We start from the raw sequence: 11634 nt of genomic DNA, 5'->3' as shown, positions 1-11634 counted from the left end.
ACCACGACGATCGCGATCGTACAGGGCCGATCGCCGCCGGCACAGGGGATTCAGGCCCCTGACGCGATCAGCCGAGCGTCTGCGCGACGCGTTGCGCCGAAACCGCGCCGGCGCGCACGATCGTCCACGTGCCGGCGCGCTCGTAGCCGCGCAGGTCGATCACCGTGGAGGACGTTCCGGGCAGCGGGCCGGCGTCGAGCACGAGGTCGACGCCGTCGCGGATCGCCTGCGGCACGTCGGCAAGCGTGCGCGGATCGGGGCCGCCCGCGAGGTTCGCGCTCGACTGCACGACCGCCAACTCGACGCCGGCGAGCGCGGCGAGCGGGCCGTCGAGGAGCGGGACGCGCAGGCCGAGAGCGGGAGCGTCTGCTGGGTCGGCGCCGGTGCCGCCCTCCCCCGTTTCCGGTTGCGGCAGCAGCAGCGTCACGCCGCCCGGCAGCAGCCGCTCGGCCGCGCCGCGCGTGCGCGGGCCCAGCTCGGGCAGCGCCGCCAGCGCGCGGTCGCGGTCGAAGAACATCAGCGCGGCGGGCTTGGTCGGCTGGCGGCCCTTCAGCTCGTACAGCCGCGCGACAGCGGCGAGGTCGTCGGGCGCGGCCGCCAAGCCGTAGACGGTGTCCGCGGGGAAGACCGCGACCCCGCCGGACGCGATCGTCAGCGAGAAGGCGGCCGCGTCAGCGGTCGTGATCACCGCTCTCCCACCACCACGCGCTCGATTCCCGCCAGGTCTCTGTGCGCCCGCACGCGCGTCATGCCGGCAGCCGACAGCAGCTCGCCGACCGCGGGCGCCTGGCCGGCGCCGACCTCGAACGCGACGAACGGCGCACGCGCGGCGGCGTCGGCGGCGAGGCGGCGCAGCACGTCGAGGCCGTCGCCGCCGGCGAACAGCGCCTGCGCCGGCTCGTGGACGGCGACCTCCGGCTCCAGCTGCTCGCGGTCGCCGTCGGGCACGTACGGCGGGTTGGAGAGGATCGCGTCGAACGCACCGTCGACGCCCGACAGCAGGTCGCCCTGCGCGAACGCGACGTCGAGGCGTAGCGCGGCGGCGTTGTCGCGCGCGACCTCGAGCGCGTCGCCGCTGAGGTCGGTCGCGACGATCCGCAGGTCGGGCCGCTCGTGCTTGAGCGCGAGCGCGACCGCTCCGCTGCCGGTGCCGACGTCGAGCACGCGCGCGGCGCGCGGCAGGCCGAGCGCGACCTCCACCAGCAGCTCCGTCTCCGGCCGCGGCACCAGCACGCGGCTGTCGACCGTCAGGTCGATGTGGCGGAAGCCGCGCGTGCCGCGGATGTAGGCGACCGGCTCACGCGCCCGCCGGCGCGCCACCAGCGCCGCGAAGCGGGCGCTCTCGGCGGCGCCCAGGATCCGCTCCGGATACAGGTGCAGCGATGTCCGCGTCGCCGCCAAAGCGTCCGCCAGCAGCAGCTCGGCGTCGAGCCGCGGGTTGTCGCAGCCGGCCTCGCGCAGGTCCGCGGTCGCGATCGCCAGCGACATCCGCACGGAAGGGCCTTCCGCGAAAGTCCAATCGGATTCCGGCGCACTCACGCCGGAATCAGGCCTCGGCCTGTTCCTCGAGCTTGCGCCGCTTCTCATCGTTCTGCAACGCCGCGGTCACCTCGTCGAGCTCGCCGCCGAGCACCGCGTCGAGGTTGTGGACCGTCAGCTTGATCCGATGGTCGGTGATGCGGCCCTGCGGGAAGTTGTAGGTGCGGATCTTCTCCGCGCGCTCGCCCGTGCCGACCTGCGAGAGGCGGTTGGCCGACAGCTCCGCCTGCTGCTCGGCGAGCGCCCGCTCGTACAGGCGCGCACGCAGCACGCGCATCGCCTTGTCGCGGTTCTGCAGCTGCGACTTCTCGTCCTGCATCGAGACGACGACGCCGCTGGGTCTGTGCGTGATGCGGACCGCGGAGTCGGTCGTGTTGACCGACTGACCGCCCGGCCCCGAGGAACGGTAGACGTCGATCTGGAGGTCGCTCTCGTTGATGTGGACGTCGACGTCCTCGGCCTCCGGCAGCACCGCGACGGTCGCGGTGGAGGTGTGGATGCGGCCCTGGGACTCGGTCTCCGGGACGCGCTGGACGCGGTGCGTGCCGCCCTCGTACTTGAAGACGGAGTAGGCGCCGTTGCCGCCCTTGATCGCGAACGTGTAGGTGCCGTCGCCCTCCGACATCGCCTCGGTCTGGAAGCCGCGCCGCTCGGCGTAGCGCGTCAGCATCCGGTAGAGGTCGCCGGCGAACAGGCCGGCCTCGTCGCCGCCGGCGCCGGGGCGGATCTCGACGATCACGTTCTTGTCGTCGTTGGGGTCCTTCTCGACCATCGCGAGGCGGATCTCCTCGTCGAGCGACTCGATCCGCTCTCTCGCCCTGGCGAGCATGTCGCGGACCTCGGCGTCGTCGCCGCCCTCCTCCAGCAGCTCGCGCGCGCCGGCCTCGTCGTCGACGGCGCGGCGCCACTCGACGGCCAGCTTCGCCGCCGGCTCGAGGTCGGCGTACTGGCGCCCGGCCTCCGCGAACCGTTGACGATCCCCGATCACGTCGGGGTCGGCCATCATGTTCTCGAGTTCGCCGAAGCGCGACTCGATCTGCTGTACAAGCTGCTCGATCACGGCCGACGAGTCTAGGGGTTAACGGAGAGTGGCCCCGTCGGGACCAATCCCAACGAGGCCACTTAGGCCGAGCGCATCAGCGCGGCGGCTAGGAGGCGGCGCTCTCGGCGGCGCGTCTTGCGGCGCGACGCTGGAAGCGCTCGACACGACCACCGGTGTCGACGAGCTTCTGTCTGCCCGTGTAGAACGGGTGACAGTTGGAGCAGATCTCGACGTTGATCGTCGGCTCCACGGATCTGGTCGTGAACGTGTTGCCGCAGGTGCAGCGCACGTGCGACTCGACGTAGTTGGGATGGATGTCGGTCTTCATGGTTGTTCCAGTGTAGCCGGGCACGTCGCCACGAGCGTGTTGTTGGTCTCTCTCGCCTCGTCGATCGCGTTGGACGGATCGGCGACGAACGTCGGCCCCGGCTGACCCTCCGCGCAGAGCGGCGCGACGAACGTCAGCTCGGTCGTCTCCAGCGGCCCGATTCTGCGGATCGTGCCGACCCGCGCGGCGTAGCTGGACGAGAGCGCGACGTTCCACGCGGTCGATCTGCCGGCGTTGCGGACGAACAGCGTGTAGGTGCTCTGGGTCGGGTCGAGCGCGGGCTCCACGACGACGTCGTCGATCACGATGTCCGGGCGCAGGTCCGGCTCCTTGCACGGCAGCGTCGTGACCGTCTCCTCGCGCACGACTCTGCCGGTCAGGTCGCTCCAGCGGTAGGTGACTCTGAAGCGGTAGGCGAACGGCACGACGAGGCGGCCGACGGCGTAGCGGTACTTGAAGACGTCGCCCGGATTGCTGCCGATCGACGGGTCCGTCGGGCTGCTCCAGACGCCCAGCCCCGGCACGTCGGAGCGCAGCGCCCAGCGCCCGCCGCTGAGCGGCCGCTGGTAGAGGTCGGCGCGCAGCGACAGCTTCGTGCCGCCGTCGATCGGCCGCATCGAGGCGGCGATGACGGCCGTGCGCAGGTCCGTTCTCGGCGACTTTCTGCACGTCGCGATGCGGGCGTCGAAGGGGAGCTTGACGGACGCCGGGGCGACCGAGCGGAGCTTCGCGCCGGGCGGCGCGACGGCGGCGAGCGCCGGGCCGGCTGCAAGCGCGGCGGCGGTGCCGATCAGCAGCGCCAGCAGCGCTGCGCGGAGGGAGAATGCTGCGACCTTCATGGTGCCGCTTATAACCGCCGGCACAGCGATAAGTTGCGAACCTCTGTCCGGTCCCGCGCCGGTTGTCCCAACGGACGCAGGCGCGAGACCGCACAGGTGCGACTCAGGTGATCGTGTAGAGCGGCCCGTCGCCGCCCTCGGGCGGCGTCAGGCGACCGCCCTTTGCCGTGATCGCGCCGCACTGCACGCAGTTCGTGTAATTCACGATCACGTCGACGTTGCCCGTCTCCGGCGCGTCCTCGGGGATCTCGTAGACCCCCGCCGGGCACATCCACTTCCACGTCTCGGCGACCTCGCGCGGGACGCTTCTCTGCACGCGGATGTGGTTGGGCGCGTCGTCGCGCGTGGCGTTGCCGGTGATGAAGACCGACGAGAGCTTGTCGAACGTGTATCTGTTGTCCGGTCTCGGGTAGCTGTCGGCGGTCTTGCCGATGAACATGCCCTGCTCGTCGTTCTTGTGCCACGGCCAGCGGCCCGGCGGCAGCTTGCCCTTCGTCGCGATCGCGAGGTTGACGAGCGGGCCGCCTCTGATGAAGCCCATCTGGAACGGCTGACGGGTGTTGCGGACCTCGTACAGCTCCTTGCCCGTGAGCGAGTTCTCGATCTTCTGCTCGTAGGACTCCAGCGGGACGCCTCTGGTGAGCTGGTCGTAGATCGCCTCGGCCGCGAGCTTGCCGGACAGGATCGAGTGGTGCACGCCCTTCAGCGAGACCGTGTCGACCATGCCGCCGGCGTCGCCGACCAGCAGCGCGCCCGGCATCGTCAGCTTCGGCATCGACCAGTAACCGCCGCCGGGCAGCGCCTTCGCGCCCCAGGCGACGCGCTCGCCGCCCTCGAGGATCCCTCGCACGAGCGGGTGCAGCTTGAACTGCTGCAGCAGGTCGTGCGCGGAGGTCGTCGCGTCGGCGTACTCGAGGTCGACGACGAAGCCGATCGAGACGAGGTCGTCGCCCGTTCTCTCGTCCTTCATCGGGTAGATCCAGGTGCCGCCGATCTGCCCGTATCTCTTCGACAGCTTCAGCGGCCAGGGGCCGATCGTGTGGATCAGGCGGTCGAGCGGTCTGGTGACCTTCCAGACCTCCTTCACGCCCAGCTCCCAGACCTGCGGCTCGCGGCTCTCGTCGAGCTCGAACTCCCGGATCGCGGCGCCCGTCAGCGAGCCCCAGCAGCCGTCGGCGAGGACGGTCGCCTGCGCCTTGATGTCGGTGCCCGGCTCGAAGTTGCCGAGCGGCTCGCCGTCCTTGCCGCGGCCCTTGTCGCCCGAGCGCACGCCGACGACGGCGCCGTCCTCGACGACCAGCTGGGTCGCCGCGGTCTCCGTGAGGATGTAGGCGCCGGCCTCCTCGGCGATCCGCTGCTGGTAGCGCGCCAGCGCCGCGACCGAGATCACCTCGTTGCCGTGGTTCTTGAACGGCGGCGGCGGCGGGATGCGGATCTTCGACTTGGCCGACGGAAGCATGTAGACCGCTTCCTTGTCGACCTCGCCGAAGGCGAAGCCCTCCTTGCGCCAGTCCTCGCGGCTCAGGTCGGGATACAGCTCCTGCAGCGCCTGCGGACGCATGACGGCGCCTGACAGGTTGTGCCCGCCGCACGTCTTCGCCTTCTCCAGGACCGCGACGGGCACCTCGCCGAGGCGCTCCAGCGTCTCGGGATCGTCGGCCAGCAGCTGCAGCAGCCGGTTCGCGCACGCGAGACCGGCCGTGCCGCCGCCGACGATCGCGACGCCGACCTCGATCAGCTCGTCCTCACCGTCGAGTCCGCGCTTGATGAACTCTCTGGGCGAGTCGACCGGCGGCGGGTACGCCGCCGGCACGACCCGGCCGTTGCTGCTGCCGGCCATGCGATCAACCGCCCTTCTTGGCCTTCACGGCCTCCGTCAGCTTCGGCAGGATCTTGTTCAGGTCCCCGACGATGCCGAGGTCGCTGAACTCGAAGATCGGAGCGTTCGCGTCCTTGTTGATCGCGACGATGTTCTCCGACGCCTGCATGCCGACCTTGTGCTGGATCGCGCCGGAGATGCCGGCCGCGAGGTAGAGCTTCGGCGCGACCGACTTGCCGGTCTGGCCGATCTGGGCCGCATACGGGTACCAGCCGGCGTCGACGACCGCGCGCGTCGCGGCGACGGCGCCGCCGAGCACGCCCGCGAGGTCCTCGCAGAGCTGGAAGCCCTCGGCCTTGCCGAGCCCGCGACCGCCGGCCACGAGCACGCTCGCGTCCTCGATGTTGACGTCGGCGCCGCGCTGCTCGCCGCGCTGGACCATCGTCGCCTGGTTGGACCAGGGCGAGTACTCGACCGTGACGTCGACCACTTCGGCCGCGCCGCCGGCGCCCGGCTTCAACTCGAACGCGTTGATGCGCCCGATGATGATGCCGAGGCCCTTGTAGTGCGAGCGCGAGATCTGCGAGTCGCCGAGGATCGGGCGCTCGGCGACGAGCTTGCCGCCCTCGACGACGACACCGGTGACCTCCATCGTCACGCCGGCGTTGCGGCGCGCGGCGAGGCCGGCGCCGATCTCGAAGCCGAGCAGGCCGCCGCCGAAGATCACGTAGTCGTGACCGTTCTCCTCGATGACCTTGTCCATCGCGTCGATGACCGGCTGCGCGAGGCCCTCGGCGCCCTCGGCGCGGAAGACCTTCGCCGCGCCGTAGTCGCCGAGCGTGCCGAGCAGCTCGTCGGTCAGGTCAGCGCCGCCGACGACGATCGCGTCCGCGGTCGTGCCCAGCTCCGCGGCGAGCTTCGCGCCCTCGGAGACGGCGCCGAGCGAGTTCTTGTTGAGCGCGCCCTCGTAGTGGAGGACGTAGACGAGAATCCCGCCCATCTAGATCAGCTTCCTTTCGTCCAGCCACGCCACGATCTGCTCGACCGTCGCGTCCGTGTCCTCGTCTTCGATGATCTTGCCGGCCGACTTCGCCGGCGGCGCCTTGAACTCGCCGCAGCTGACGGACGAGCCGTCGGCGCCGACGAGCGCGAGGTCGATGCCGACGTCGCCGGCAGCGGCCTTCTCGAGCGGCTTCTTCTTCGCGCCCATGATCGCCTTCAGCGACGGGTAGCGCGGCTCGTTGATCGCGTCGCCGACCGAGATCACGGCCGGCAGCGACACCTGGACGGTGTCGTAGCCGTACTCGGCCTGACGCTCGCAGCGCAGGCCGCCGTCGACCACGTCGAGCTTGATCACCTGGGTCAGCGACGGCGCCTTCAGGTGGTCGGCGACGACCGCGCCGATCGTGTAGCACTCGCCGTCGTCGGACTGCTGCCCGAGCAGGACTATGTCGGGCTGCTCCTTCTCGAGCGCCTTCGCGAGCGCGTAGCCCGTCGCGGCGACGTCGGAGCCGGCGAGCGCGTCGTCGTTCAGGTGCAGCGAGCGGTCGGCGCCGAGCGAGACCGCCTTGTGCAGCGCACGAACGGCCGACTCCGGCCCCATCGTGACGGCGACGACCTCGTCGATCTGCAGCGCGCCGCCTTCCTTCAGCTGCATCGCAGCCTCGATGGCGTGCGTGTCGTACGGGTTGAGGTTCTTCTCCCCGCTGCGGTCCATCCGCCCCGTCGAGGGGTCAATGCGCTTCTCGACGGCGGCGTCCGGCACCTCTTTGACCAGGACGCAAATCTTCAACTGGGGTGCCTCCTCAGAAAGAGCCAAACAAACGTTCGTGGCAGTGTTCGTGGCGGCATGATACCCGTGTTGACTGACCAGTCAATCGCGTACCGTCCCCGCACCTCCCCCGTGCGGCCCGGAAACGCTCCCGCCCGTGCCGGCGGGTGACGCGTCTAGTCGCTGCGGACCGCGCCGCGGATGAAGTCGATGATGTCCTGCGTCGGTGCGCCCGGGGTGAACACCTCGGAGACCCCGAGCCGCTTCAGCTCGGGGATGTCGTCCGCCGGGATCGTGCCTCCCACCGTGACGAGCACGTCGTCGACGTCCTGCGCGCGCAACAGCTCCACGATGCGCGGCACGAGCGTCATGTGCGCCCCCGACAGGATCGACAGGCCGACCGCGTCGGCGTCCTCCTGGATCACCGTCTCCACGATCTGCTCCGGCGTCTGGTGCAGGCCGGTGTAGATCACCTCCATGCCCGCGTCGCGCAGGGCGCGCGCGATGATCTTCGCGCCGCGATCATGGCCGTCCAGGCCAGGCTTCGCGACGACGACGCGGATCTTTCGCTCGGAGGATGTGGACATTCGGGGGTGTCCGCGCGCCGTCTGGATGCGTCGGCGTCGCGGCGGGGCGAATAGTAGGGAACGGTTCGCGAAAAGGGACCCGGTCACTGCCCGAGTCGTCTTGCCAGCTCGACGAGCAGCCGCACGCCGTAGCCCGAGCCGCCGCTGCCGGCGTAGGAGCGGCCGGTGTCGTTGGCCGTCCCGGCGATGTCGAGATGGGCCCACGGCACGTCGCCGACGAAGCGGTGCAGGAACTCCGCCGCGGTGATCGAGGCCGCCTTGCGGTTCTCGGTCGAGTTGACGATGTCGGCGTAGCGGCCCTTGATCGCGTCGGCGTAGTCGCTGTGCAGCGGCAGCCGCCACAGCAGGTCGCCGCTGGCGGCCGAGGCCGCCTCCAGCGCCCGCGCCCACTCGTCGTCGTTGGCCCACAGGCCGGCGTGGCTGCTGCCGAACGTCGTCACGACCGCGCCCGTCAGCGTCGCCAGGTCGACGATCCGCTCGGCACCGTGGTTGATCGCGTGCACGAGGCAGTCGGCCAGCACGAGCCGGCCCTCGGCGTCGGTGTTGACGATCTCGATCGTCGTGCCGTTGGCGGCGCGGACGATGTCGCCGGGGCGGGCGGCGTGGCCGCTGGGCATGTTCTCGGTCGCGCCGATCACGCCGAGCACGCGGATCGGCAGCTGCAGCCGGGCGATCGCGCCGATCGCCTCCAGCACGACGGCGCCGCCCGACATGTCGAACTTCATCTCCGACATTCTCATCGCCGGCTTGATCGAGATGCCGCCGCTGTCGAACGTGACGGCCTTGCCGACGAGCGCCAGCAGCGGGCCGGTCGCGTCCGGGCCCTCGTATCTCAGCTCGATCAGGCGCGCCTCCTCGTGCGAGCCGCGCGCGACGGCCGCGAACGCGCCCATCCCGAGCGCCGCGATGTCCTCCTCGCCGCGCACCTCCAGCGTGACGCCGCTGACCTCGGCCACCAGCTCGTGCGCGCGGTGCGCGAGGCGCTCCGGGGTCAGCTCGTTGGAAGGCGTGTTCTGCAGGTCGCGGGCGCGGTTCTGGGCGGCCGCGACGACCTCCGCGTAGGCGACCGGGCCGTCGATCGGATGGTGCGCGGAGACGACCAGGCGCTCGATCCCGCCGTCGTCGTCGGGGTGGTTGCGGTATCTGTCGAAGCGATAGGCGGCCAGCACGGTGCCCTCGACGAGCGCGCCGACGTGGGCGTCGTCGAGGTGGTGCGGGACCTCCCAGCAGAGCGTCGACGTCGCCAGCTCGCGCGCGCGGCCGTGCGCGGTCGCGGCCACGACGCGCGCCCGCTCGGTGTCGAAGCGGGCGCGGTCGCCGAGCCCGACGACGATGTAGCGGCGCCCGTCGGCGTGGGCGACGGCGAGATGGCGGAAGGCGCGGCGCGCCTCGCCCTGGTCCAGCAGCCTCTGCAACAGGCCGTCCGCGACGTCGTGGGCGATGTCCTCCCCGTCGAAGACCCCGACGGCGATCGTGTCCGCGCCGGTCTGCGCCGGGGCCTGCGTCGTGGCTTCGATCTGCATCGCGCCATGCTACAAGCGGGGCCCATCCGCAACACCGACGACTAGCATCGGGGGGCCGACAGGACCACACCTTCCAACGGAGATCTCCCGATGCCCTCTACCGTCATCCTCAGCGCAGCGCGCACGCCGATCGGCAAGCTCGGCGGCGGCCTCGCCTCGCTCGACGCGACCGACCTCGGAGGGATCGCGATCGAGGCGGCGCTGGAGCGCGCCGACGTCGCTCCCGAGCAGATCCAGCACGTCGTCTTCGGTCAGGTGCTGCAGGCCGGCCAGGGCCAGATCCCCTCGCGCCAGGCGCAGATCAAGGGCGGGATCCCCAAGGACGTGTCTTCCGAGACGATCAACAAGGTCTGCGCGTCGGGCATCCGCGCGGCCGGCATCCTCGACGCGGCGATCCGCGCGGGCGACCTCGAGGTCGCGGTCGCCGGCGGCATGGAGTCGATGAGCAACGCCCCGTACCTGCTCAAGGGCGCCCGCTTCGGCTACCGCATGGGCGACGGCAAGGCGCTCGACGCGATGATCAACGACGGGCTCACGAACCCGTTCAGCGGCAAGCACATGGCGCACGAGGCCAGCGAGGTCGCCGCCGAGCTCGAGATGACGCGCGCCGACATGGACCGCTGGTCGGTCCGCTCGCACGAGCTGGCGCTGAAGGCGACCGAGGAAGGCCGCCTGCCGGAGGAGATCGTCGCGGTGACGGTCAAGGGTCGCAAGGGCGACACCGTCGTCGAGGTCGACGAGGCGCCGCGCCCCGGCACGACGCTGGAGGCGCTCGCCGCGCTGAAGCCGATCTTCATGAAGGACGGCACCCACACCGCGGGCAACGCTCCGGGCGTCAACGACGGCGCCGGCGCGCTCGTGCTCGCCTCCAGCGACTGGGCCGCCGCCAACGGCAAGCGCCCGCTCGCGACGATCGTCGCGCAGGCGCAGATCGCCGACGACTTCCCCTACCTCGCCCGCACGCCCGCCAACGCGTCGTTGGTCGCGCTCAGAAAGGCCGGCCTCGGCGTCGAGGACATCGACCTGTGGGAGATCAACGAGGCGTTCGCGTCCGTCACGCTGAACTCGATCCGCATGCTCGGCATCGACGAGGACAAGGTCAACGTCAACGGCGGCGCGGTCGCGCTCGGCCACCCGATCGGCGCCTCCGGCGCCCGCATCCTCGGCTCGCTCGCGCTGGAGCTGCAGCGTCGCGGCGGCGGCCGCGGCATCGCCGCGATCTGCTCCGGCGGCGGGCAGGGCGACGCGGTCATCATCGAGGTCGCGAGAAGCTGACGCGATGACGAGGCCGGCGTGAGCGACGAGCGCGGCGAGCGCGCGGCGGAGGGCGTCGACAGCGTCGCGCCCGAGGGCGCTGGTGTCGTGGAGGGCGGTCCGCAGCGCGGCGCCGCCTTCTTCGACCTCGATCGCACGCTGATGGCCGGTTCGTCCGCGTTCGAGTTCGCGCGCGCCGCCTACCGGCAGGGGATCCTCACGCGCCGGCAGCTGGCTGCCGGCGCCGCGGCCAACGTCCGCTTCCGCCTGCGCGGCTCGACCGACGCCGGTACCGACCAGGTCCGCGAGCAGATCTTCAAGCTGATGCAGGGCGTGGCGGTGCGCGACATGCTGCGGCTCGGCCCCGAGATGCTGGCGGGGATCCTGCCGCGCGTCTACCCGCAGATGCTGCGCGTCGCCTACGAGCACCAGGACGCCGGGCGGCCGGTCTACATCGTCACCGCCGCCGCGCACGAGCTGGCGGAGGTGCTCGCGCACGTGCTGACGTTCGACGGCGGCCTCGGCGCCAGATCCGAGATGCGCGAGGGGATCTACACCGGCCAGCCCGACGGCCCCTTCACCTACCGCGAGGGCAAGGCCGAGGCGATCCGCCTGTTGGCCGCGCGCGAGCGCCTGGACCTGAGCGCCTCGTGGGCCTACTCCGACTCGGAGTCGGACCTGCCGATGCTACGTGCGGTCGGCCACCCGGTCGCAGTCAATCCGGACGCCGAGCTGGCGCGCGTGGCGCGCGAGGAGGGCTGGCAGACGCTGCGCTTCGAGCGCCTCGGCCGCCGCCTGACGCTCGCCGGGACCGCTGTGGCGGCGGTCGCGATCGGCGGCGCGGGGTCGCTGATGGTCGGGCGGCGCCGGACACCGCCGCCCTCGCGGGTACGTTGGCCCGGCCGATGAGCCTGTACGAGTCGAATGGACGA

At 71.3% G+C, this 11634-nt stretch carries 12 protein-coding genes; 2 read left to right on the top strand and 10 right to left on the bottom strand.

Translation table 11 applies throughout. The features are described 5' to 3' along the window. Positions 1-67: 67 nt before the first annotated feature. The 10 genes from Q7L65_RS21820 to Q7L65_RS21775 all read right to left on the bottom strand — a co-directional run bounded on the left by Q7L65_RS21820 (position 68) and on the right by Q7L65_RS21775 (position 9448). The gene (locus Q7L65_RS21820; protein ID WP_304724488.1) at positions 68-688 is read right to left on the bottom strand and encodes an L-threonylcarbamoyladenylate synthase; all 621 of its coding nucleotides are present in this window, start codon (positions 686-688) and stop codon (positions 68-70) included. After that, positions 685-1488 (bottom strand): peptide chain release factor N(5)-glutamine methyltransferase, encoded by an 804-nt coding sequence (gene prmC, locus Q7L65_RS21815; protein ID WP_304724486.1) that lies wholly within the window; start codon positions 1486-1488, stop codon positions 685-687. The genes Q7L65_RS21820 and prmC overlap by 4 nt, the downstream gene beginning before the upstream one ends. A gap of 58 nt (positions 1489-1546) precedes the next feature. Next, positions 1547-2599 carry a peptide chain release factor 1 gene (prfA, locus tag Q7L65_RS21810; RefSeq protein WP_304724484.1) on the bottom strand — a complete coding sequence of 351 codons (1053 nt, stop codon included), beginning with the start codon at positions 2597-2599 and terminating at the stop codon, positions 1547-1549. Between the two features lie 88 nt (positions 2600-2687). Next, positions 2688-2909, bottom strand: coding sequence for a 50S ribosomal protein L31 (gene rpmE, locus Q7L65_RS21805; RefSeq protein ID WP_304724482.1), 222 nt, complete (start codon positions 2907-2909; stop codon positions 2688-2690). Further along, positions 2906-3748 (bottom strand): CARDB domain-containing protein, encoded by an 843-nt coding sequence (locus Q7L65_RS21800; RefSeq protein ID WP_304724480.1) that lies wholly within the window; start codon positions 3746-3748, stop codon positions 2906-2908. Before Q7L65_RS21800 ends, rpmE begins: the two co-directional genes overlap by 4 nt. A 103-nt stretch (positions 3749-3851) precedes the next feature. Further along, on the bottom strand, positions 3852-5588 hold the full coding sequence (locus tag Q7L65_RS21795) for an electron-transfer flavoprotein:ubiquinone oxidoreductase (protein ID WP_304724478.1): 1737 nt from the start codon (positions 5586-5588) through the stop codon (positions 3852-3854). Between the two features lie 4 nt (positions 5589-5592). Beyond that, the gene (locus tag Q7L65_RS21790; protein ID WP_304724476.1) at positions 5593-6567 is read right to left on the bottom strand and encodes an electron transfer flavoprotein subunit alpha/FixB family protein; all 975 of its coding nucleotides are present in this window, start codon (positions 6565-6567) and stop codon (positions 5593-5595) included. After that, complete coding sequence (locus tag Q7L65_RS21785) at positions 6568-7359, bottom strand: electron transfer flavoprotein subunit beta/FixA family protein (RefSeq protein WP_304724474.1); 792 nt, start codon at positions 7357-7359, stop codon at positions 6568-6570. A 155-nt stretch (positions 7360-7514) separates the two neighbouring features. Further along, positions 7515-7925, bottom strand: coding sequence for a cobalamin B12-binding domain-containing protein (locus Q7L65_RS21780; protein ID WP_304724472.1), 411 nt, complete (start codon positions 7923-7925; stop codon positions 7515-7517). 83 nt (positions 7926-8008) lie between these two features. After that, on the bottom strand, positions 8009-9448 hold the full coding sequence (locus tag Q7L65_RS21775; RefSeq protein ID WP_304724470.1) for a M17 family metallopeptidase: 1440 nt from the start codon (positions 9446-9448) through the stop codon (positions 8009-8011). 90 nt (positions 9449-9538) lie between these two features. Between Q7L65_RS21775 and Q7L65_RS21770 the strand changes: the two genes are divergently transcribed. Both Q7L65_RS21770 and Q7L65_RS21765 read left to right on the top strand, forming a co-directional pair. Then, the gene (locus Q7L65_RS21770) at positions 9539-10723 is read left to right on the top strand and encodes an acetyl-CoA C-acetyltransferase (protein WP_304724468.1); all 1185 of its coding nucleotides are present in this window, start codon (positions 9539-9541) and stop codon (positions 10721-10723) included. A gap of 18 nt (positions 10724-10741) precedes the next feature. Beyond that, positions 10742-11611: an HAD family phosphatase gene (locus tag Q7L65_RS21765; RefSeq protein WP_304724466.1), complete on the top strand. Its 870-nt coding sequence runs from the start codon at positions 10742-10744 to the stop codon at positions 11609-11611. Positions 11612-11634 lie beyond the last annotated feature (23 nt).

Origin of the sequence: Conexibacter sp. CPCC 206217 (assembly GCF_030646165.1) — a bacterium.
GTDB lineage: Bacteria > Actinomycetota > Thermoleophilia > Solirubrobacterales > Solirubrobacteraceae > Conexibacter.
This window is presented reverse-complemented; position numbering and strand designations above follow the sequence as displayed.

Excerpts from the sequence above, each read along its gene's own strand:
- prmC (WP_304724486.1), bottom strand. The coding sequence starts at position 1,488 with ATGTCGCTGGCGATCGCGACCGCGGACCTGCGCGAGGCCGGCTGCGAC.
- rpmE (WP_304724482.1), bottom strand. The coding sequence starts at position 2,909 with ATGAAGACCGACATCCATCCCAACTACGTCGAGTCGCACGTGCGCTGC.
- Q7L65_RS21800 (WP_304724480.1), bottom strand. The coding sequence starts at position 3,748 with ATGAAGGTCGCAGCATTCTCCCTCCGCGCAGCGCTGCTGGCGCTGCTG.
- Q7L65_RS21795 (WP_304724478.1), bottom strand. The coding sequence starts at position 5,588 with ATGGCCGGCAGCAGCAACGGCCGGGTCGTGCCGGCGGCGTACCCGCCG.
- Q7L65_RS21790 (WP_304724476.1), bottom strand. The coding sequence starts at position 6,567 with ATGGGCGGGATTCTCGTCTACGTCCTCCACTACGAGGGCGCGCTCAAC.
- Q7L65_RS21780 (WP_304724472.1), bottom strand. The coding sequence starts at position 7,925 with ATGTCCACATCCTCCGAGCGAAAGATCCGCGTCGTCGTCGCGAAGCCT.
- Q7L65_RS21775 (WP_304724470.1), bottom strand. The coding sequence starts at position 9,448 with ATGCAGATCGAAGCCACGACGCAGGCCCCGGCGCAGACCGGCGCGGAC.
- Q7L65_RS21770 (WP_304724468.1), top strand. The coding sequence starts at position 9,539 with ATGCCCTCTACCGTCATCCTCAGCGCAGCGCGCACGCCGATCGGCAAG.